General features: G+C 67.9%; 17 protein-coding genes and 2 tRNA genes. 7 read left to right on the forward strand and 12 right to left on the reverse strand.

What is annotated here, in order from left to right:
• Positions 1–5: 5 nt before the first annotated feature.
• From rbfA to scpB, 6 genes are all read right to left on the reverse strand, one after another.
• The gene (rbfA, locus tag R4823_RS17145; RefSeq protein WP_087839158.1) at positions 6–470 is read right to left on the reverse strand and encodes a 30S ribosome-binding factor RbfA; all 465 of its coding nucleotides are present in this window, start codon (positions 468–470) and stop codon (positions 6–8) included.
• 18 nt (positions 471–488) lie between these two features.
• A complete protein-coding gene (gene infB, locus R4823_RS17150; protein ID WP_338615584.1) occupies positions 489–3,407 on the reverse strand; it encodes a translation initiation factor IF-2 in 2,919 nt (972 codons plus the stop codon).
• Between the two features lie 44 nt (positions 3,408–3,451).
• Positions 3,452–4,930 carry a transcription termination factor NusA gene (nusA, locus tag R4823_RS17155; RefSeq protein WP_087839156.1) on the reverse strand — a complete coding sequence of 493 codons (1,479 nt, stop codon included), beginning with the start codon at positions 4,928–4,930 and terminating at the stop codon, positions 3,452–3,454.
• Positions 4,927–5,436: a ribosome maturation factor RimP gene (rimP, locus tag R4823_RS17160; protein WP_087839155.1), complete on the reverse strand. Its 510-nt coding sequence runs from the start codon at positions 5,434–5,436 to the stop codon at positions 4,927–4,929. Before rimP ends, nusA begins: the two co-directional genes overlap by 4 nt.
• Before the next feature lie 459 nt (positions 5,437–5,895).
• Positions 5,896–7,653 (reverse strand): 23S rRNA pseudouridine(2605) synthase RluB, encoded by a 1,758-nt coding sequence (gene rluB / locus R4823_RS17165; protein ID WP_243724638.1) that lies wholly within the window; start codon positions 7,651–7,653, stop codon positions 5,896–5,898.
• Positions 7,650–8,681, reverse strand: a complete 1,032-nt coding sequence (scpB, locus tag R4823_RS17170) for an SMC-Scp complex subunit ScpB (RefSeq protein ID WP_279815138.1) — start codon at positions 8,679–8,681, stop codon at positions 7,650–7,652. Before scpB ends, rluB begins: the two co-directional genes overlap by 4 nt.
• Before the next feature lie 319 nt (positions 8,682–9,000).
• On the opposite strand from scpB, the gene R4823_RS17175 reads away from it, so the two are divergent.
• Positions 9,001–9,921, forward strand: coding sequence for a DMT family transporter (locus R4823_RS17175; protein ID WP_087839153.1), 921 nt, complete (start codon positions 9,001–9,003; stop codon positions 9,919–9,921).
• A gap of 30 nt (positions 9,922–9,951) precedes the next feature.
• Here the strand turns inward: R4823_RS17175 and R4823_RS17180 are convergent, their stop codons facing one another.
• On the reverse strand, positions 9,952–10,221 hold the full coding sequence (locus tag R4823_RS17180; protein ID WP_087839152.1) for a DUF1488 family protein: 270 nt from the start codon (positions 10,219–10,221) through the stop codon (positions 9,952–9,954).
• A 246-nt stretch (positions 10,222–10,467) separates the two neighbouring features.
• Here R4823_RS17180 and siaA point away from each other — a divergent pair, with 246 nt between their 5' ends.
• From siaA to R4823_RS17210, 6 genes are all read left to right on the forward strand, one after another.
• Positions 10,468–12,474: a biofilm regulation protein phosphatase SiaA gene (gene siaA / locus R4823_RS17185; RefSeq protein ID WP_087839151.1), complete on the forward strand. Its 2,007-nt coding sequence runs from the start codon at positions 10,468–10,470 to the stop codon at positions 12,472–12,474.
• On the forward strand, positions 12,471–13,016 hold the full coding sequence (gene siaB / locus R4823_RS17190) for a biofilm regulation protein kinase SiaB (protein WP_303395833.1): 546 nt from the start codon (positions 12,471–12,473) through the stop codon (positions 13,014–13,016). Before siaA ends, siaB begins: the two co-directional genes overlap by 4 nt.
• An 18-nt stretch (positions 13,017–13,034) precedes the next feature.
• On the forward strand, positions 13,035–13,412 hold the full coding sequence (siaC, locus tag R4823_RS17195; protein ID WP_087839149.1) for a biofilm regulation phosphoprotein SiaC: 378 nt from the start codon (positions 13,035–13,037) through the stop codon (positions 13,410–13,412).
• Between the two features lie 10 nt (positions 13,413–13,422).
• A complete protein-coding gene (gene siaD, locus R4823_RS17200; protein WP_279815134.1) occupies positions 13,423–14,211 on the forward strand; it encodes a biofilm regulation diguanylate cyclase SiaD in 789 nt (262 codons plus the stop codon).
• Between the two features lie 147 nt (positions 14,212–14,358).
• Positions 14,359–16,383, forward strand: coding sequence for an FUSC family protein (locus tag R4823_RS17205; protein ID WP_176400756.1), 2,025 nt, complete (start codon positions 14,359–14,361; stop codon positions 16,381–16,383).
• 63 nt (positions 16,384–16,446) lie between these two features.
• Positions 16,447–16,523 (forward strand) — tRNA-Met (locus R4823_RS17210).
• A 304-nt stretch (positions 16,524–16,827) separates the two neighbouring features.
• On the opposite strand, the gene R4823_RS17215 is transcribed toward R4823_RS17210, so the two are convergent.
• The 5 genes from R4823_RS17215 to R4823_RS17235 all read right to left on the reverse strand — a co-directional run bounded on the left by R4823_RS17215 (position 16,828) and on the right by R4823_RS17235 (position 20,709).
• Positions 16,828–16,904 (reverse strand) — tRNA-Met (locus tag R4823_RS17215).
• 41 nt (positions 16,905–16,945) lie between these two features.
• A complete protein-coding gene (locus R4823_RS17220) occupies positions 16,946–17,881 on the reverse strand; it encodes a 3-keto-5-aminohexanoate cleavage protein (protein ID WP_087839146.1) in 936 nt (311 codons plus the stop codon).
• Positions 17,882–17,902: 21 nt separating this feature from the next.
• Positions 17,903–18,772, reverse strand: a complete 870-nt coding sequence (locus R4823_RS17225) for a fumarylacetoacetate hydrolase family protein (protein ID WP_279815128.1) — start codon at positions 18,770–18,772, stop codon at positions 17,903–17,905.
• An 11-nt stretch (positions 18,773–18,783) separates the two neighbouring features.
• Positions 18,784–19,719 carry a VOC family protein gene (locus R4823_RS17230; RefSeq protein ID WP_279815126.1) on the reverse strand — a complete coding sequence of 312 codons (936 nt, stop codon included), beginning with the start codon at positions 19,717–19,719 and terminating at the stop codon, positions 18,784–18,786.
• A 9-nt stretch (positions 19,720–19,728) separates the two neighbouring features.
• Positions 19,729–20,709 (reverse strand): tripartite tricarboxylate transporter substrate binding protein, encoded by a 981-nt coding sequence (locus R4823_RS17235; protein WP_087839143.1) that lies wholly within the window; start codon positions 20,707–20,709, stop codon positions 19,729–19,731.
• Positions 20,710–20,748: the final 39 nt, after the last annotated feature.

Genomic DNA, 20,748 nt, shown 5'->3' on the forward strand with positions numbered 1-20,748 from the left:
GCGGCTTACGCGCGGTCGTCGTCAGGAGCGGACGGTTCTGCCGGCGCGATGCCCTCGCGCTCGTCCTGGCCGGTCTGGCCGGATTCGGTCAGTTCGTCGGCCTTGACGCCCGGCGTGTTGGCCTGGGCGATCAGCCGGTTCATTTCCATGCCGCGCGACATCTGGCGGTCGTGGAAGAAATGCAGCGTGGGGACGGTGTGGATATGCAGCCGCTTGAACAACAGCGAATGCAGCCAGCCCGCCTTTTCGTTCAGCGCGGTTTCGGCCGCGGCCGGCTCGGCGCCCATGACGGTGAAATACACCTTGGCATGGGCGTAGTCCGGCGTCAGGTCCACGCCCGTGAGCGTGACCAGTCCGGCGCGGGCCGTATCGACCTCGCGCTGGATCATCTCTGCCAGGTCCTTCTGGATCTGGTCGGCCAGCCGCTGGTTGCGGCCGCCGGGGAGCTTCTTCTGCCTGTGACGACTCATCTGCCTGCACGTGCCCCTTTACAGGGTACGCGCCACTTCCTTCACCTCGAACACCTCGAGCTGGTCGCCGATCGCGATGTCGTTGTTGTTGCGCAGCGTGATACCGCAATCGAAGCCGGACTTGACCTCGCGCACGTCGTCCTTGAAGCGGCGCAGCGAATCGACCTCGCCGGTCCACTGGACCACGTTGTTGCGCAGCAGGCGGACCTGCGAATTGCGGCGGACCACGCCATCGAGCACCATGCAGCCGGCGATGTTGCCGATGCGGGACACGTTGTAGACCTCGCGGATTTCGACCAGGCCGATGACCTCCTCGCGCTTCTCGGGGGCCAGCATGCCCGACATGGCCGACTTCACGTCATCCACGGCGTCGTAGATGATGTTGTAGTAGCGCACGTCGATGCCGTTGTTCTCGGCCAGCTTCTTGGCGCTGGCATCCGCCCGCACGTTGAAGCCGATGACGACCGCCTTCGAGGCGATGGCCAGGTTGATGTCGCTTTCCGACACGCCGCCGACCGCCGCGTGCACGACCTGCACGCGCACCTCGTCGGTGGACAGCTTGGTCAGCGCCTGCACCAGCGCTTCCTGCGAACCCTGGACGTCGGTCTTGACGATGAGCGCCAGCGTCTGCACGCCCTCGCCCATGTTGTCGAACAGCGATTCCAGCTTCGCGGCCTGCTGGCGGGCCAGCTTCACATCGCGGAACTTGCCCTGGCGGAACAGCGCGATCTCGCGCGCCTTGCGCTCGTCGCTCAGCACCATCAATTCGTCGCCGGCGGCCGGGACCTCGGTCAGGCCCTGGATCTCGACGGGAATGGACGGGCCGGCCTCGGCGATCGGCTTGCCCACTTCGTCCAGCATCGCGCGCACCCGGCCGAAGCTCGCGCCGGCCAGCACGGCGTCGCCGCGCTTGAGCGTGCCGCTCTGGACCAGGATGGTGGCGACCGGGCCGCGGCCCTTGTCCAGCTTGGCTTCGATGACCAGGCCCTTGGCCGGCGCATCGACGGGCGCCTTCAGTTCCAGGACTTCGGCCTGCAGCAGCACCTGTTCGAGCAGTTCGTCGATGCCGGCGCCGGTCTTGGCCGACACGGGCACGAAGGGCGAATCGCCGCCGTACTCTTCCGGCACGACTTCCTCGGCCACCAGTTCCTGCTTGACGCGATCGGGGTTGCTCTCGGGCTTGTCGATCTTGTTGATCGCCACCACGATGGGCACGCCCGCCGCCTTGGCATGGTGGATCGCTTCCTTGGTCTGGGGCATGACGCCGTCATCGGCCGCCACCACCAGGATCACGATGTCCGTGGCCTGGGCGCCGCGCGCCCGCATGGCGGTGAACGCCTCGTGGCCCGGGGTATCCAGGAAGGTCACCACGCCACGCTCGGTTTCCACGTGGTAGGCGCCGATGTGCTGCGTGATCCCGCCCGCTTCGCCCGAGGCGACCTTGGCGCGGCGGATGTAGTCCAGCAGCGAGGTCTTGCCGTGGTCGACGTGGCCCATGACGGTCACCACCGGCGCACGCGGCATCTCCACGGCATCGGTGGCCGGCGCCTGGTCCAGGAAGGCCTCGGGATCGTCCAGCTTGGCCGCGATCGCGGTGTGGCCGAGTTCCTCGACCACGATCATCGCCGTTTCCTGGTCCAGCACCTGGTTGATGGTGACCATCTGGCCCATCTTCATCAGGACCTTGATGACCTCGGCCGCCTTGACCGCCATCTTGTGGGCCAGGTCGGCCACCGAAATGGTCTCGGGCACGTGCACTTCGCGCACGATGTTCTCGACCACCTGCTGCGCCTTCTGGTCCTGGTGACGGTTGCGGCCACCGCGGCCACCGCCGCGCCAGCCGTCGCGGCTCGCGCCGGCGGTCGCGTCGCCGCGGGTCTTCAGGCCCTTCTTGCGCGAGGCATCGTCGGACCAGGTCGAGGCGACGGCCCCGGCCTTCAGGACCTTCTTGCCCGGCGCGGCCTTGTTGTCGTCCTTCTTGGCGGTCGGCGCGGCGGCTGCCTTGTTGTCCTGGCCGGCAGCGGCCTTCGCGGCCGGCTTGTGCAGCGTACCGGCGATCGGCGCCGTCGGGGCGGCAGCCGGCGCGGGCGCCGGTTGCGGAGCGTGCAGGACCTTGTTGCGCGGACGGCTCAGCATCTCGCGCAACGCGGCGGCCTCGGCTTCGGCGGCGCGGCGCGCCTTGTCGCGCGCCTCGGCGGCCTTGGCGTCGGCCTTGCGCATTTCTTCCGCCTTCTTGCGGGCCTCTTCGGCCTTGACGCGCGCCGCCTCGGCGCTCGACGCAGCCTGGTTTGCTACGACATCGCTCACTGCAGCCCCTCCCTCGGGCACGGCAGGGTGGGTAGATTGGGCAGCGGCTGCCTCGGCGGCGGCACGCTTGGCTTTCTCGGCTTCGGCCGCGGCTTCCTCGGCTTCCTTGGCCGCGCGCTCGGCGGCCAGGCGGGCCTGTTCCTCGACTTCGCGCAGGCGCGCCTCGGCCTCGCGGCGCTCGCGTTCCTCGGCTTCGGCACGCTCGCGCGCCTGCGCCTCCTGCTGCTCGCGCTCGAGACGCGCGGCTTCCTGGGCCTCGGCTTCCGCCTGGCTGGCGCGCGCCTCGTCCTCGGGGCGCGCCTGGCTGGTTTCCAGTTCGGCGCCGTCGCCCGCGTCGCGCTTGATGAAGACGCGCTTCTTGCGCACCTCGACCTGGATCGTGCGGGCCTTGCCGGTCGCATCGGCCTGCTTGATCTCGGACGTCTGCTTGCGGGTGACCGTGATCTTCTTGCGGTCTTCGGACGCACCATGGGCACGGCGCAACGATTCGAGCAGTTGTGCCTTGTCGCTTTCGGTGACGGTATCGTCGACCGACTTGATGCTTACTCCCGCGGCGCGCAGCTGCTCCAGCAGTACGTTGGCGGGCAATTTCAGCTCGGTTGCGAACTGGGCGACAGTGTTACTCGACATTCGTTTCTCTTCCCCGGTGTGGCTGATCGACGGTATGGGCAAACTCAAGCCTGCTCGAACCAGTGCGCGCGCGCACGGACGATGAGCTGCTTGGCCTGCTCTTCATCGATGCCGGTCAACTCGATCAGTTCGTCGACGGACAGGTCCGCCAGGTCGTCGCGCGTGAGCACCTGCCCCTCCGCCAGCTTGGCGGCCAGTTCGGGCGTCACGCCTTCCAGACTCAGCAGATCCTGCGCGGTCTCGACCCGCTCTTCCTGCGCGATGGCCTCGGTCAGCAAGGCGTTGCGGGCACGATTGCGCAGTTCGTTGATCGTGTCCTCGTCGAAGGCTTCGATTTCCAGCAGTTCCTGGATCGGCACGTAGGCGATTTCCTCCAGGCCCGTGAAGCCTTCCTCGATCAGGATGTCGGCCACTTCCTGGTCGACGTCCAGCTTGGACATGAAGGTTTGGCGCAGGGAGCTGTGCTCCTGCTCCTGCTTGGCCTGGCTTTCGTCAGGCGTCATGATGTTGATCTGCCAGCCGGTCAGCTCGGACGCCAGGCGTACGTTCTGGCCGCTGCGGCCGATGGCGATCGCCAGGTTGTCCTCGTCGACCACCACGTCCATGGCATGGCGGTCTTCGTCGACCACGATGGACTGGACGTTGGCCGGCGCCAGCGCGCCGATCACGAACTGCGCAGGATCCTCGGACCATAGCACGATATCGACCTGCTCACCGCCCAGCTCGTTGCGCACCGCCTGCACGCGCGAACCGCGCATGCCGACGCAGGTGCCGATCGGGTCGATGCGGCGGTCGTGGGCGACCACGGCGATCTTGGCGCGCACGCCGGGATCCCGGGCCGCGCCCTTGAGCTCGAGCAGGCCCTGCTCGATCTCGGGCACTTCGTTCTCGAACAGCTGGGCGATGAACAGCGGCGTGGCGCGCGACAGGATGATCTGCTGGCCGCGGGCCTGGCGGTCGATGCCCTTCAGGTAGGCACGCACGCGGTCGCCCACGCGCAGGTTTTCCTTGGGGATCATTTCCGAACGCGGCAGGCGCGCCTCGACCTTGCCGATCTCGACGATGGCGTCGCCCTTGTCCATGCGCTTGATGGTGCCGGACACGATCGACTCGCCGCGCTCCAGGAAATCGTTCAGCAGTTGCTCGCGCTCGGCGTCGCGGATTCGCTGCAGGATGACCTGCTTGGCGGCCTGCGCGCCGATGCGGCCGAACTCGATGGGCTCGAGCGGCTCTTCGATGTATTCGTCCAGCTCGATGTTGGGCACGACCTCGCGCGCTTCCGACAGCAGCGTCTGCTGGTCGGGCATCTGCAGGCCGGCCTCGTCGGGCACGACCAGCCAGCGGCGGAACGCCTCATGGTCGCCCGTCTCGCGGTCGATCGCGACACGAATGTCGACATCCTCTTTGTAGAGCTTCTTCATGGCGGAGGCCAGCGCGCTCTCGAGAGCACCGAACACCACGTCGCGCGTGACGTTCTTCTCGCGCGCCAGCGCGTCCACCAACAACAGAATCTCGCGGCTCATCGCTTTTTGCCCCTGAAATTCAGAACCGGATCCAGCTTGGCCCGCTCGATCTCGTCGAGCGTGAACCGCAATACCTGGATATCCCCTTCCTTTGCTTCGAATTCGATGCCGAACGTCTCGGGTTCGGCGCCCTTGTCTGCCCCATCCGCCTGCGCGGCCGGATCGGCTTCCGGAACGACCAGCGTGCCGGCGAAAACCTTGCGTCCCTCGAACGGCAGGCGCAGCTTGACCTGCGCGCGCTCGCCGGCGAACCGGATGAAGTCCCTGGCGGTGCGCAGCGGCCGGTCGGTGCCGGGGGAACCGACTTCCAGCCGCGCGTAGTCGATGTTCTCGACCTCGTAGACGCGCGACAACTGCCGGGAGACCGCCTCGCAGTCCTCGATGCGCACCCCGCCTTCGCGATCTATCGTGACACGCAGCAGCCCCTGCCCGGCGCGTTCCACGTCGACCAGTTCAACCCCCAGGCCCGCCAGGGATTGTTCGGTAAGCTGAAAAAGATCTGCCATGCCTCGTTATGCGCCCTCGTTCGTGAACGGCATGCCTGGCATGCCGCCGTGTATCGGCCGTGGCCCGTCGCCCGGCGCTGGCCAGGGATCCGACGGACACGAACCGGAAAACCAAAAAAAAATGGGCTGCACGGCCCAGCCCATTTTGCGACATCGCCCGGATCGCGCGCTTACGCGCCGCGAGGTCCGAACGACCGCCTGTTCTGTTGTCGGAGGACTCAACCGGGGACCAGCCTTCGGGCACGAATGCCGCAAGCCGCCTTTCAACCGGAGAACCCTCCTGCCCTACAACACACCAGCCGCCCACGCAAAACGTCGGACAGCCATCGCGCAAGGTGGAGACCGGCTCGAAAAGTGCCCTGTTCGCGCACTGAACCCTAAACGCGGTGTCTAGCCTGTAGATGTTAAGCCAAATCGGCCTTTTTTTCAAGCCAATGACCACCGCGCCACAGGAGAGGCCTAGCCGCGGCCCCGGCGTGCCCGTCCGTTCGCTCCGCCCAGGAATCCCAGGTGGGACTCGTGCGCCGAAGCGCTGCGAGGCTGGCGATCTTCGCCGGCGCCACGACCGGCGCCCTTCCCCGCCTTGGGACCGTTGCCGCCCTTGCCCCGGCCGCGCTGGGCGCGGCCGCCGGCCGCCGCCCCGGCCTCGGGCTTGCGGCCGTCGGGCCGCGCCCCCGGACGGGCCGGGCCTTTCTTGCCGTGCTTGCGGCCGCCGGGTCCGCCGGCGCGCTCGGCACCACCGTGGGGGTGCCCATTGGGCAGGCCGCCCGCGAAACTCTGGCCCGTGCCATAGGGGTCGGAGGGGAAACTCTGCCCCACTCCCGGCATGGCGGCCTTGCCGCCCTGGATGCGCCCCTTGCGGCCGACCCGGGCGCCATGCATGCCGTTCTGCTCCAGCGTACCGAACCCCGGGGGCAGCGCAGCCTCGTGCGATACGGGCTGCGTGCTGCGCCGTCCCCGGCGCCCGCCTTCCTCGTCGTCCGCGCGGACCAGGCCCAGCTGGACCTGCAACGCCGTCACCAGCGAAGGATCGAGCTCCTCCCACCGTCCGCGGCGCAGGTTGCGCGGCAGGGACACGTCACCGAAGCGGGTACGCAGCAGGCGGCTTACCACCACGCCCTGCGACTCGAACATGCGCCGCACTTCGCGATTGCGGCCTTCCTGCAGCGTGACGCGGTACCAGCGGTTGCTGCCGTCGCCGCCCAGGTAGTCCAGGGAACCGAACGCGGCCATGCCGTCATCCAGCTGCACGCCCTCGACCAGCGCCCGGCGCTGCTCGTCGGTCATCTCGCCCAGCACGCGCACCGCATATTCGCGCTCCTGCCCATAGCGGGGATGGCTGAGGCGGTTGGCCAGGTCGCCGGAGGTCGTGAAGATCAGCAGGCCCTCGGTGTTCAGGTCCAGCCGGCCGACCGACAGCCATTTGCCGTTCTTGATCTTGGGCAGCCGCGAGAACACCGTGGCACGGCCCTCGGGGTCGTCCTGGGTGACGATCTCGCCCGCGGGCTTGTGGTAGAGCACGACCCGCGGCGGACGCGAGGTATGGCGCCGCTGCACCAGCTTGCCGTTCACGCGCACCTGGTCATTGGGCGCCACGCGCTGCCCGATGTGGGCGGGCTCGCCATTGACCGACACCCGGCCGGCCACGATCAGCTCTTCCATTTCGCGCCGCGACCCGATGCCGGCATCGGCCAGCACCTTGTGCAGCTTGGGCATGACGGCCTCGCTGGACAGGTACTTGCCCAGGCGGCGCTTGAGGTCGGGGGCCTTGTCGAGGAAGGACAGCGCCTGTTCGGCCTCTTTCTCGGCCGCGCGCAGTTCCTCGGGACTCAGTTCGGGCAGCGCCATCTGGGCGCCGTCATCGGCCTGGACACCCGCCTCGCGGCGCTTCTGCCCCGCGCGCCGCTGCTGCGGTGGCTTCGGACCCTTGGCGCCCCTGGGGCCCTTGGCATCCTGGGCACCCTTCGCCTCGCGCGGCTTGCGGCGCGGCGGCTTGGCTTCGGCGGGAAACAGCGTAGCCTGGCCGTCTTCGGCGGCAGGCGCCTCGGCCGGGGCCCCCGCTTCCGGAGCAGCCTCATCGGCCGGACGGCGCCGACGGAAAGGCGTACGCAAATTCCGCCGGCCCCGGGCCTTTTCCTGCGTGGGCGCACCTGCCTCCAATGGAGCGGACGCCTCCACGCTTTCGGCGGGGGGCATATCGTGCGTGGTTTCGTTCATGTATGGTCTTGGTTGCTTGTCTTCGTAACCGAGGACTCCTCGTCCTCGACACTCGGCGCCGGCTCGGCGTCGGGCGCTTGCATTTCGGTTTCCTGCTGGCTGGCGGACTCGTCCGCCGCATCGCCGGCGGCGATTTCCTCGCCCACCGGCTCCCGGGCCTGCGCCGCCTGGGCAGAAGCCTCGTCCGCCCCGGCGCCGCCGGAGTCGGCGCCTTCGACGACGGCTACTTCATCGGCGACAGTCACCTCATCGGCGACGGCCACATCCTCCGCGGCGACCACCTCGTCAACGGCAGTCCATTCATCCGCTGCGGCCGCTTCCTCGACGGTGGCCGCGCCCTCGGCGACGGCCACTTCTTCAACGGCGGCCTCGCGCGTTTCGCCGGCTCCGGCGGCCTCCGCGGCCGCGTCATCATTGGCAGCCGCCGAGGCCTCGCCCGGGATGTCCTGCTCGGCCCCGTCCACCGCCAGGGACAGGTCTCCGGATCCGTCCAGCCCGCTCAACGCGGCCACGGATTCGGCGGACTCCAGGGGCGGCAGCTCGTCCAGCGCCTTCAGCCCCAGGTCGTCCAGGAAATGTCGCGTCGTGCCGAACAGCGCCGGACGGCCGGGCGCGTCGCGATGGCCGATCACCTCGATCCAGCCGCGGTCCTCGAGGGTCTTGATGACCTGCGAGGACACGGTCACGCCGCGGATTTCCTCGATGTCGCCGCGCGTGACCGGTTGCCTGTAGGCCACGATCGCCAGCGTCTCCATGACGGCCCGCGAATACTTCGGCGGCCGCTCGGGATTGAGCCGTTCGAGATAGGGCCGCATGGAGGGCCGGCTCTGGAACCGCCAGCCGCTGGCCAGCGCCACGAGCTCGATGCCTCGCTCGGCCCATGACTGGTGAATGTCCTGCAACAGGCCGCGTATCGTGTCGTTGCCGACCTCGTCGGCGAACAGCTTGCGCAGTTCCGACAATTGCAACGGTTCCTGCGCGCACAAGAGCGCAGTCTCCAGCACGAGCCTTGCCTCGCTGGTGTTCATGAGCGTGTGATCAAACGGGCGTAATCCGTATGGTTCCCAATACGGGTTCTGATTCTTAGAGCATGTGGCCTGGACGACCGGCTCGACCGACCTTCAGGCGAGCTGGCGGAGTTCTACGTTATGCTGAACCGGCCTGTGATGATGCGGGAGCGTTTTGGGAGCCGGGTTCGTGACCACCGGCAAGACCGGCCGCGCCTTGTCGGCGCGGGCGCAAGCCCCTGCAGCGGTTCTTAGTGTAGCGTCTGCACGCGCTTGTCACAAGCCTCCGGGCAAACCGGTCCCGCGCGGTTGACGGGCCCCAACCCATTCCTGCCTCTCCATGCCTGCCTCCCGACTCTGGAACTCCGCCTATTTCCTGCTCATCACCACCGTGCTGTTCTGGTCGGGCAACTTCATCGTGGGACGCGCGGCCGGCGGCACCGTGCCGCCCATTGCGCTGGCCTTCTGGCGCTGGGCCGGCGGCACGCTGATCCTGCTGGTGCTGGCCCGCCGGCATTGGCTGAACGACCTGCCGGCCATTAGGCGGCACGTGCCGATCCTGCTCCTGCTGTCGCTGCTGGGCATCGCCGGCTTCAACACGCTGGTCTACATCGGATTGCGGCAGACGTCCGCGGTCAACGCGCTGTTGATGCAGTCGGCGATCCCCATGGTGACGCTGCTGTTCTCGTTCCTGCTATTGGGCCAGCGCGCGTCGCTGCCGCAGATCGCCGGCGTGGCGATCTCCCTGGCGGGCATCGCCGCCATCGCGACCCGCGGCCGCCCGCAGGACCTGCTCGCCCTCGCGCTCAATCCGGGCGACGCCTGGATCGTCGCGGCGGTCGCCGTCTGGGGCCTGTACACCACCCTGCTCGCCCGCCGGCCCGCCATCCATCCCCTCAGCCTGCTGACCGTCACCTTCCTGATGGGCACGCTGATGCTCCTGCCCCTGTACCTGTACGAGCACGCGCAAGGCGCGCGCATCGAAGCCGGCCTGCCGGGGGCACTGGCCATCGCCTACGTGATCCTGCTGCCCGGCATCGTCGCCAACTTCTTCTACAACCGCGGCGTGGAACTGATAGGCGCGGGACCCGCCAGCCTGTTCATCCACCTGATGCCGGTGTTCGGCACCCTGCTGGCGGTCGTGTTCCTGGGCGAGCGGGTCCACCTTTTCCATCTGGCCGGCATCGGCCTCATCGCGACGGGTATCGCGCTGGCGACGGCCGCACGCAGGCGGGCCGCCGGGCGGCGGCCGTCATCGTGACGAGGAAAGACCGGCGCCTGGCCGGCGCGGCTAGGGGCGGAAGTCGCCCGTTCCCAGCTGGACGATTCCGCTGGTGGGCGTGCCGAGGGTTTCCGCCGCCGCGCTGAGGATTTCGTGCCGGCCCCGGTGGAACGCGGCCAGCAACGCGTCGGCGGACGCATCCGAGGCGCCGAAGTGCTCGCGCAGCACATCGGCGGAAATCTCGAACTCCTGGGATTTGCGGCCCTCGAATCGGGCGGTGAAGCGAACGGCGCCGTCAAGCACGGCGGGCCGGACTTCTCTGGCAAGCTCCGTGGTCATAAGCCTGTCTCCGATAGTCTGAACCAGCGGCCGTCCCTAGGGCCTAGCGACGACCGATTCGCGCATCGCGATCCTTGACTCTAGGCCCAATGGCCGCGCGCGTCCACTGCACCCGGGGTAATGCGATGCATAAGCCCCAACCCATCCGGCTTGCGGCGGTGCAACGTTTCGTTGCATGCGCCGCGCGCGCCCGGCACAATCGCGGCTTTGCCGGATCGGCATGTCGCGCTTGTCAAGGAAATCCGCATGGCCATGCTGGGTCTGAGGGGAAAATCGCTGCTGGCACTGTTGTTCGCCTGCGCCGTGGCGCTGGTGCCGGCGGCGCTGCTGGCCTGGCAGGGCATCAACGCCGTCCGGGAATACTTCGGCGTCGCCTACGCCCGCAACCATACGCTGCTGAGCGAGCAGAAGCTGCTGGCGCCGGTCATGCGCGAACTGGCGCTGGCCCAGCGCATGGCCAACTCGACGCTGACGCTGGACTGGATGCGCGATCCGGCCGACCCCGAAAAACGCCGCCGCTTCTTCCGCGAGGCCCGGGGCTACCAGCGCGACTTCCGCGACCACTCCTATTTCGTCATCGACGGCACGCCTTCCTACTACTACAACGACGACAAGGGGCCCACGATCGAAACGCCCCGCTACACACTGAAACGTTCCGAACCCAAGGACGCCTGGTTCTTCTCGACCATGCAGGACAGCTCGCCCTACGACCTGCAGATCGACGTGAACCACGTCCTGGGCGTGACCAAGTTCTGGTTCAACGTGCAGGTGCGCGACGGCGAGCAGCGGCTGGGCATGATAGGCACCGGCCTGGACCTGACCACCTTCCTGAAGGGCTTCATGGAGGGAGTGGAGCCGGGCGTGACCACCATCATCTTCGACCGCCAGGGCAACATCCAGGTCCATCCCGACGCCGACCGCATCGCCTACAAGTCCATGACGGCCGAGGAAACCGCCCAGCGCACGGTCCAGGGACTGGTGGGCCGCGATACCGAGCGCAACCAGTTGCAGAAGGCCATGGCCGACGCCCTGGCGAACCCCGGCCACGCCGTTCCGCTGTTCGCCACGCTGAACGGCGCGAAATCGGCCGTCGCGCTGGTCTACCTGCCCGAACTGCGGTGGTACGTCCTGACGTCGGTGGACCTGGGCATCGCGCGCATCGTCAACTACCAGTGGCTGGTACCGGCGCTGCTGGCTCTGGCCGCCGTGCTGTTCCTGCTGCTCCTGGGTTTCGGCTACGCCGTGGACCGGCTGATGCTGGCGCCCCTGCGCCGGCTGCAGCACACGGCGCAGGCGATCTCGGCCGGCCGCTACGACGTCACCCTGCCCGAAGGCGGCAGCGACGAGATCGGCGAACTCAGCCGGGCCTTCGGCGTCATGGCCGAGAAGGTCCGCTCGCATACCGCCGAGCTGGAACAGCGCGTGCGCGAGCGCACCCAGGCGCTGGAAGAAGCCAACGAGCGCATGGCCGCCACCCACAAGACCATCGACGACTCCATCGACTACGCCAGCCTGATACAGCGCGCGATCCTGCCCGACCGCCAGCTGGTGCAGTCCCTGGGACGACACCATTTCGTGCTGTGGAAGCCCCGCGACGTGGTGGGCGGCGATTTCTACGTATTCCGCGCCGATGGCGACAACTGCCTGCTGGGCGTGGTCGATTGCGCCGGCCACGGCGTCGCCGGCGCGCTGATGACCATGCTGGCCCGCGCCGCCATCGACCACGCCATCGCCGAGGCCGGACCGGGCGACCCCGCAGCCATCCTGACCCGCACGGACGCGGCCATGCGCGCCATGCTGAGCGATGCGGAACTGCCGCGCGCGCTGGCCACCAACATGGACGCGGCCCTGGTCTACGTCGACCGGCATGCTGGACAGTTGCGCTTCGCCGGCGCGAAAATGGCGCTCTACGCCAGCAGCGGCGACGCTGTCGAGGAATACAAGGGCGCCCGCCGCGCCCTGGGGGAAAAGCGCGTCGGCGAATATGCCAATGTCACCCTGCCCCTGGCCGACCGCACGTTCTACCTCGTCACCGATGGCCTGCTGGACCAATCCGGAGGCGAGCATGGTTTCAGTTTCGGAAACAGGCGCCTGGTCGGCCTGCTGCAATCGGTGGCCGGGCTGCCGCTCGACCAGCAGGCCCGCGCCGTTACCCAGGCATTGGTAGACTACCAGGGCCGCCAACCGCAGCGCGACGATATTACCGTCTTGTCATTCAAGTTCGAGCAGGCCAACCTTAGCGCGGAGTCATGATGGATTCGATCGACCTCTTCGCCATGCGCGAAAGCTTCACCCGCGACCGCATCATGCTGTGTTTCAACGGCCCCATATCGCGCAGCCTGATCGAGGAAATCGGGAACGCGCTGCGCAACTATCTCCAGGCGGAGCAGGTGCAGCCCTCGGCGGCCATGGATGTTTTCGGCGCATACATCGAAATGACGCAGAACATCCGGCACTATGCCAGCGCCCAGGGCTACGCCGAGCACGAGGCGACGGCCACGGTCATCGTCGCCAACAAGGAAGACGGCCGCCACGTGGTGTCGGCCGGGAACGTGGTGGAGATCGCCGATGGCCACTCGCTGCTGGAACGGATCAACGCCCTGGCCCGGCAGGACAAGGCCCAGCTCAAGGCCAGCTACAAGGAACAATTGCGCAAGCCGCGCGAAGCCGGCGCCAGCAGCGGCTCCGGACTGGGCCTGATCGATATCGCCCGCAAGGCCAGCGAGCCGCTCAGCGCCTCGCTGCGGGAAATCGACGCCGGCCGGGCTTTCTTCAGCCTGAGCGCCGTCATCTAGCAAACGAGTACCAGCACCATGAGCAACCTCACGATTACAGGCAGCCAGTCCACTCCCGCCATCTCGGGCGATTGGGAAGCCGGCGTCCTGACCATGGCCGGCGATTCCTATCCCGAAAATTCCTTCGACCTGTTCAACCAGGTCATCGACTGGGTCGAACGCTTCCTGGCCGAAACCAGGCGCCCCCTGTCCCTGGAGCTGCACCTGCTCTACCTGAACACCAGCAGCGTCCGCGCCATCATGGACGTATTCGACCTGCTGGAGGACGCGCATGGCCGCGGCCACCCTGTCGCGGTCAACTGGCATTACGATAGGCGCAACGAACGGGTGGCCGAGCTGGCCGAGGAATTCAAGGAAGACTGCAGCTTTCCTTTCGCCATCCTCGCTCACGACTGACCTGACGACCATGAAACGCGACATCGAGGACCTAGGCCGGCGCATCGAGCAGTTGCTGGCCCAGCCGGAGTACCAGGACCACCCGCTGCGCGTGGCCCTGGACGAACTCTGGCGCGCCTTCCTCGACCAGACCACCCGGCTGGAGCGCGTCACCCACATCTCCGACGGCTATCAGACCCTGGCCAAGGAGCGCGAGAACGACCTGGACGAGCGGTTCCAGAAACAGTTGCGCAAGCTGGAGAAGCTGGCCCGCATCTCGGACCACTACCAGCGCATGATGCAGGACCTGAACGTCGCCCTGAGCGATGCCTCCAACCGCGACGTCCTGACCGGCCTGGCCAACCGCCGGCACCTGATGCAGCGATTGAAGGAAGAAAGCGAGCGCGCCTCGCGCTCGGGCCAGCCCTACACGATCGCCATGCTGGACATCGACCACTTCAAGCGCATCAACGACACGCTCGGCCATGCGGCCGGCGACCGCGCCCTGATCGAGGTGGGCCGCATCCTGCAAAGCTCGCTGCGCGAATACGACCTGTGCGGGCGCTGGGGCGGCGAGGAATTCATGATGATCATGCCCGGGACGACCCTGGTGTCGGCCCAGACGCTGGCGCAGCGGGTCTGCAAACGCATCCGCGAACACGCCGGCGCGCCGGACGTCGGCCAATCCATCAGCGCCAGCGTGGGCATCAGCGCCTATCGCCATGGCGAGCACTATTCCGACACCGTCGAGCGGGCCGACGCGGCCCTGCTCGAGGCCAAGCGCCGGGGCCGCGACTGCATCGTACTGTCCGAGGTCTGACGGCCTTGCCCGACGGCGCCGAACGCCGAAATACGACGATGGGGCCCGAGCCTCTATAATCTTCCCGCGGTCCGCCTGGACGGCACCGCAAAGCCGGACGCCATGATCCGGCGGAGCTGGAGGAGGCTCAGTTTCAACGGGCCATCGATGCACATCCAGCCTTTCCTCCTGTTCCCGGCTCTACGCCATCCCGCCTCGCGCAGCTACGCGCTGAGGTTGGCCGCCGCCTCGATACTGGCCATGGCGGCCGCCACCGCTTTCTCCATCGCCAACCCGTGGTGGGCCGCCATGGCCGTCTGGATGATCGGCCAGCCCACGCGCGGACTGCTGCTCGAGCGCAGCCTGATGCAATTGCTCGGCACCCTGGCCGGCGGCCTTGCCGCGGTAGGACTGGCCGCGCTGACGGACGGCGCCCCGGCGTTGCTGCTGACCGCGCTTTGCGTGTGGCTGGGCCTGTGCTGTGGCGCCAGCAACCTGCTGCGGCACCAGCGCGCCTACGGCGCGGCCTTGTGCGGGCTGACCACGGCCGTCATCGTCGTGCTGACCGTCGGCACGCCGCTCGACACGGCCACCTTCGCCACGGCGCGCATGCTCGACAACATGATAGGCATCGCCGCCTCGCTGCTCGTCATCGCGCTATGGAATCCGCCCTCTCCCGCGGCCGCCTTGCTGGAGAAGACCCGCGACCTGCTTTGCGCCACCCTTGCCCATGCCGCCCTGCAATTGGGGCCGGAGCTGCCGACGGACCTCGTGCCGCGTGCACGCCGGCTCGTGGCCGCCCTGGCGGAACTGGAAACCACGGCCGAGGACGCGACCGCCGGGTCCCTGTCCCAACGGCGCCGCCTCAAACCCCTGCGCGGACTGCTGGCGGGATTGCTCGACCTGGTCGCCGTCATGCCGGCGCTGCGCCAGCACGCGACGGCGCTGGCCCCGGCCCACGCGGAAGACCTGGACCAGTTGCGTGCCAGCCTGGACGACCTGGCCGAGACCATCCAGGCGGGACGCGGAACCTCGCTGGCCATCGTCCGCACCGCGACCCGCCGCCTGCGCGGCGCCGATCCCCTGTTCGACACCTGCCTGGACGAATTCGAACAGGCGCTGGCAGCCATCGCGGCCAGCTACCGGAACATGGCGGCGACCCTGCCGGAACCCGCAGCCTCGGCCAGCGTCCACCATCCTGATATCGCCGGCGTGCGCATCGCCGCCTGGCGCGGCGTGGCCATCCCGGCCCTGGCGGCAGGAGCGTGGCTGGCGTCAGGGTGGGAACCTCTGCGCTACCTCATGCTGGGCGCCTGCATCTTCACCGCCCTGTTCGCCTCGGTCGACGAACCCGTGCCGCTGATGCGGCGCGTGCTGGCCGGCGCGACCGCCGCGGCGGTCGCGGCCTTTGCGTGGCGCGTCGGCATCGCGCCCGTCGTGTCCCACCCCTGGCTGTCGCTGGCCCTGGCCTCGCCGCTCATCCTGGCTGCTGCCACGGCGCAGGCACACCGCGGCACGGCATTCATCGGCCTGGCCTTCAACATGCTGTTCGCGGTGCTGGCGCAGCCGGTCAATATCGGACCCGCCGAACCGATGGCGTTGCTCACGGTCGAGCTCATGCTGCTGACAGGCATCGCATGCAGCTACGCCGCCTACCGCTGGCTGATCCCGATGACCACCCAGCGCCGCCGCCGGCACCTCCACCGCGCCATACGCGCCGAGATCGCCGCCATCGCCCAGCAGGCCGGCACGCCCGCGCGCGCGGTGCGCCACCTGGCTCGCCTGCGCTTCCTGATCCTGGCGCTGATCGCGCGCTCGGGCACGGAGGCGGCCACCGCCGACGGCGCGCTGGCGGCGCTGTCCCTGGGGCACGCGCTTGCCCGCATGGGCCACATGCTCGACCGGCGCCCCGACGCGCCGGAAGCGCCGTGGATAGGCCAGGCCCTGCACACGATGAGCAAGCCGCTGGCCATGCCGCACGACGCCGGTGCAACGCTGCAGAACTACGCCACCCGGGCCCGCGCGGCGGGCGCCTCCGCCACCATGCCCGCCGTCCGCTGGCTGGAGGAAGCCGCGGAGCACCTGACCGAACACACGGCATTCTTCCGCACGCAGCCGGCAAGGAAAGCATGGGCGCCGCAGGTTGCCGATCTTTCTTCTTCCCGCGCAAGGCAAGGCAGGGAACGCGCATGAAGGCAGCTTCCCATGCTCCAGTTTGCATTGGGAACATGACAGGGATATAATCTTTTTCTCAGACGCGGGGTGGAGCAGTCTGGCAGCTCGTCGGGCTCATAACCCGAAGGTCACAGGTTCAAATCCTGTCCCCGCAACCAAACAAGAAACGGCCTCGATCGCTTTACGCATCGAGGCCGTTTGCATTTGCGCGGCCCATTCCTCGGTATGGGTGCTTCGAAGGCGCATGCGTGTCCAATGCCGTTCAGGTTGCCACGACCTCGATAGGGGCTTGGAAGTGAAGGGAAGAGCGCAGACCAATACGCGATGATTCAAGAGCCATTGATAGTGGGGCGGCTAGGATCATTTCCTCGGTTTATTTCGTGAGTGATCTCGAACGAGAGCACCAAGGCAGACACAAAGCAAAACGGCCTCGTCGCATTGCGATCGAGGCCGTTTCTTGTTTGGTTGCGGGGACAGGATTTGAACCTGTGACCTTCGGGTTATGAGCCCGACGAGCTGCCAGACTGCTCCACCCCGCGTCTGAAGAAAAAGATTATACACGTACTCGCGCGGCCATGCCTCACGCCGCCAGCGCCACCTTCTCCCTGCCCTTCAATCCCAGCATCTCGCGCGCCTCGTCGGGCGTCGCGATGCCGAAGCCGAAGGACTCCAGGATGCCGCGTATCTTGCCCACCTGCTGGGCATTGGAAGTGGCCATTTCGCCGGGTCCGATGGACAGCGAATCCTCCAGCCCGACCCGCACGTTGCCGCCCATCAGCGCGGCCTGGGTGACCAGCGGCATCTGGTGGCGGCCGGCGGCCAGGACGGACCATTGGTAACTATCGCCGAACAGCTTGTCGGCGATGCGTTTCATGTGCACGAGGTTCTCGGGATCGGCGCCTATGCCGCCCAGCACCCCCAGCACGAATTGCAGGAAGATCGGCCCCTGCACCAGGCCCCGGTCGACGAAGTGCTTGAGGTTGTACAGGTGGCCGACGTCGTAGCATTCGAACTCGAAGCGCGTACCGTGCGCGCGGCCCAGGCGCTCGAAGATGGTTTCGATGTCGCCGAAGGTGTTGCGGAAGATGGCGTTGCGGGTCTTCTCCAGGTGCTCGCGCTCCCAGGGAAAGTCGAAGTCCTTCATCTTGTCCAGCACGGGGAACAAGGCGAAGTTCATCGATCCCATGTTGCACGAGGCCATTTCCGCCGAGGCATCGATGGCGCCGGCCAGGCGCTGATCGAGCGTCATGGTGTGCGAGCCGCCGGTGGTGATGTTGATGACGGCGTCGGTCTGGGCATGGATGCGCGGCAGGAATTGGCGGTAGACCTCGGGCTCGAAGGCCGGCCTGCCGTCGGCCGCGTGGCGGGCATGCAGATGCAGGATGGCGGCGCCGGCCCGTGCCGCGTCCACCGCCTGTTCGGCGATCTGGTCGGGCGTGATGGGCAGGTGCGGCGACATGCTGGGGGTGTGCACCGATCCGGTGACGGCGCAGGTGATGATGACTTTTCTGGGCACGAAGAGGCTCCTGGTCTGGCGTTATGCCGGCTCGGGGACGACGCGGTTTTCGATGTGGCCGATGCCGTCGATCTCGACGCGCATCACGTCGCCGATCTTGAGGAAGGAAGGCGGATCCATGGCGGCGCCCACGCCCGAGGGCGTGCCGGTGGCCAGGATGTCGCCGGGCTCGAGCGTCATGACGGTGGACAGGTAGGCGATCTGGTCATAGATGTTGTAGATCATCTCGCCGGTCCGGGCTTCCTGGCGCACTTCGCCGTTGACCCGCATGCGCAGCGTCAGCGCCAGCGGATCGGGCACTTCGTCGTCGGTGACGATCCATGGGCCGATGGGGCCGGTGGTGTTGAACGACTTGCCCAGGGTCATAGTGGCCGAGCGCCGCTGCCAGTCGCGCACCGAGACGTCGTTGCACACGAGGTAGCCGGCGATGACCTCCCGGGCCCGCTCGGCCGGGACGTGGCGGCAGCGGGTGCCGATGACCACGCCCAGTTCGGCTTCGTAGTCGAGCTTGTCCGAGACGCGCGGCATGTGCACCGGATCGTAGGGACCGTTGATGCAGCTGACCTGTTTGTTGAACCAGACCTGGCTGTCGGGCACGTCCACGCCGGCGCGCTTGGCCTCGATCACGTGCTTGCCGTAGTTCATGCCGATGGCGAGGTACTTGCCGGGATCGGGCACGGGCGCCTCCAGCCTGACGTCGGCCAGCGGATAGGCCGGCGCCTGTTCGGGATCGACGTCGCGCGCGCGTTGCAGCAGCGCGCGCCCGCCGGCGAGCAGGCCACGCATGGTGGCGGGCAGCGCCGGGTCGGCGGCCGCGAGGTCGATCACGCGCGCGCCCTCGACCTTGCCGACGGAGGTCCTGCCGCGATGGGAGAAAGTGACGAGTTTCATGGGTTCCTTGTTCAAGCGGAAGAAGAAGGTGGTCCGGCCAGGGCCTGCGCCAGTGCGTCGGGCGGCAGGTGGCCCCAGTCGCTGATGCGGTCGTATTCGCGCACGTCGTTCCAGTCCTCGCCCACGGTGCGGCCGGTGGCGCCGATCTCGACGCGCCAGCCGTCGGGGCCCAGGCTGTAGAAACTGACCATGCCGTCGTTGGCGTGCTGGCCCAGCGTGTTGGCGAGCGGCGTGCCGGCGCACAGCGCGCGGTCGTAGGCCAGGCCCACGCTGCGCACGTGCGCGACTTCGAAGTTGATGTGGTGCAGGCGCTGCGGGACTTCGGGCCGCGGCAGGTAGGCGATGGCCAGCGAATGGTGGCGCGGATTGCAATGGAAGAAGGAGACGTGCATCTCGATCTCCCCCATCGGCAGCCGCAGCCAGTCCGACAGGACGAGGCCCAGGCCGTCGATGGCGAAGCGGCGCGCCGCGTCGTATTCGCCGGCGTCGCCCACGGCGAAGACGAAGTGGCCGAAGCCCTGCCCCTGCGTGACGAAGCCTTCGGGAAAGTGCGGGCTCGCGAAAGGCGTTGCCGCGTCCTCCAGCCCCGTCACCAGCTCCAGCGGAACGTCCCAGGGAGTCTGGATCACCGTCAGGTCCCGCACGCGCCGGGCTGCGCGCTCGTCCGCCGTGCCGGCGCGCATGCGCCACCCCTGGGCCGACAAGCGCCCCAGCACGCGGTCATATACCTGCGCATCGACCGCCTCGAAGGCGATGCAGGCAGCATCGTTGCGCGCGCCCTCGCGCACCCATACCCGCTGGGCCTTGCCATCGACGCGCCAGGTCGCCGCCCCATCGGCGGCGGGTTCGCCGGGCATCAGGCCCACGACGTCGGTCAGGTAGCGCCCCAGGTCCGCCGGCGCGGTGCTGTCCAGGCCGATGTAGGCCGCTTCCAGTCCTGTCCTCACACCAGCCTCCTATTGCTGCACCGGCTGGGCGTTCACGTCGCGCAGCACCTTTTCCCAGCGCGTGCGCTCGGCCCGCCAGTAGTTGCCGAACTCATCCACCGACATGGGCTTGGGGTAGACGCCCAGGGTGTCGAGCTTGTCGATCACGTCACGCTCGGCCAGCACCGTGGCCAGGTCCCGGTTGACGCGCTCGATGGCCGGCTTGCCCGTGCCTTGCGGCGCGACGACCGCGAACCAGCCGTTGATGACCAGCGAGGGATAGGACTCGGACGCCGCGGGCAGGTCGGGACGATTGGGTACCCGTCCCTCGGAGAACATCACGATGGGCTTGAGCCGACCGCCCTTGATCATGGGCTCGATGGGCGGCACGCCGTCGATCAGCATCTGGGCATCGCCCCCGACCACGGCCGATATGCTCTGGGAACTGCTGGAGAACGGCACGGCGCGCAGCGGCACGCCGGCGGCGCGCGACAGCATGTCCACCGCCAGGTTGGGCACCGAGTACAGGAAGGTGGTCGATACCACGAAGGTGTCGGGCTGGCGACGGGCCATGGCCAGCACGTCGGCCAGCGTGTTGGCGGGCGACGAGGCGCTGACCGCCGCCATCATCGGGCTGATGCCCACCATGGCCACCGGCTGGAAGTCGCGGACGATGTCGACCTGCGAGCTCTTGTACATGTAGGGCGTGAGCGTCAGTACCGAAGCGGGGGTGAACACGAACATGTGCTCGTCGCGCTCGGCCGATTTCACCGCCGCCAGCCCGACCAGGCCGCCGGCCCCGGGCTTGTTCTCGACGATGACCGGCTGGCCCCAGATCCTGGACAGCTTGTCGCCCAGGAGCCGGGCCATGATGTCGGGCGCCGTCCCGGCCGCAGCCGGCAGGACCAGCCGCACCGGCCGGGATGGCCAGGTGGCCGCTTGGGCCGTGCCGGCCAGGCAGGCCGCCAGCGCGAGGCCGGCGGCGATCCATTTGCGTCGTGATGCGTTCATGTGTCTGTCTCCTGGATGGTCTTGTCTTGTGTGGTGGTG

This window comes from Pigmentiphaga sp. CHJ604, from assembly GCF_036972535.1.
Classification (GTDB): Bacteria; Pseudomonadota; Gammaproteobacteria; order Burkholderiales; family Burkholderiaceae_B; genus Pigmentiphaga; species Pigmentiphaga daeguensis.

Bases quoted from the DNA above. Each gene is read 5' to 3' on its own strand.
- siaD (WP_279815134.1), top strand. From the start codon at position 13,423: ATGAAACGCGACATCGAGGACCTAGGCCGGCGCATCGAGCAGTTGCTG.
- rbfA (WP_087839158.1), bottom strand. From the start codon at position 470: ATGAGTCGTCACAGGCAGAAGAAGCTCCCCGGCGGCCGCAACCAGCGG.
- rluB (WP_243724638.1), bottom strand. From the start codon at position 7,653: ATGAACGAAACCACGCACGATATGCCCCCCGCCGAAAGCGTGGAGGCG.
- scpB (WP_279815138.1), bottom strand. From the start codon at position 8,681: ATGAACACCAGCGAGGCAAGGCTCGTGCTGGAGACTGCGCTCTTGTGC.
- siaB (WP_303395833.1), top strand. From the start codon at position 12,471: ATGATGGATTCGATCGACCTCTTCGCCATGCGCGAAAGCTTCACCCGC.
- siaA (WP_087839151.1), top strand. From the start codon at position 10,468: ATGGCCATGCTGGGTCTGAGGGGAAAATCGCTGCTGGCACTGTTGTTC.
- siaC (WP_087839149.1), top strand. From the start codon at position 13,035: ATGAGCAACCTCACGATTACAGGCAGCCAGTCCACTCCCGCCATCTCG.
- R4823_RS17205 (WP_176400756.1), top strand. From the start codon at position 14,359: ATGCACATCCAGCCTTTCCTCCTGTTCCCGGCTCTACGCCATCCCGCC.
- infB (WP_338615584.1), bottom strand. From the start codon at position 3,407: ATGTCGAGTAACACTGTCGCCCAGTTCGCAACCGAGCTGAAATTGCCC.
- nusA (WP_087839156.1), bottom strand. From the start codon at position 4,930: ATGAGCCGCGAGATTCTGTTGTTGGTGGACGCGCTGGCGCGCGAGAAG.
- R4823_RS17225 (WP_279815128.1), bottom strand. From the start codon at position 18,772: ATGAAACTCGTCACTTTCTCCCATCGCGGCAGGACCTCCGTCGGCAAG.
- R4823_RS17175 (WP_087839153.1), top strand. From the start codon at position 9,001: ATGCCTGCCTCCCGACTCTGGAACTCCGCCTATTTCCTGCTCATCACC.
- R4823_RS17235 (WP_087839143.1), bottom strand. From the start codon at position 20,709: ATGAACGCATCACGACGCAAATGGATCGCCGCCGGCCTCGCGCTGGCG.
- rimP (WP_087839155.1), bottom strand. From the start codon at position 5,436: ATGGCAGATCTTTTTCAGCTTACCGAACAATCCCTGGCGGGCCTGGGG.
- R4823_RS17180 (WP_087839152.1), bottom strand. From the start codon at position 10,221: ATGACCACGGAGCTTGCCAGAGAAGTCCGGCCCGCCGTGCTTGACGGC.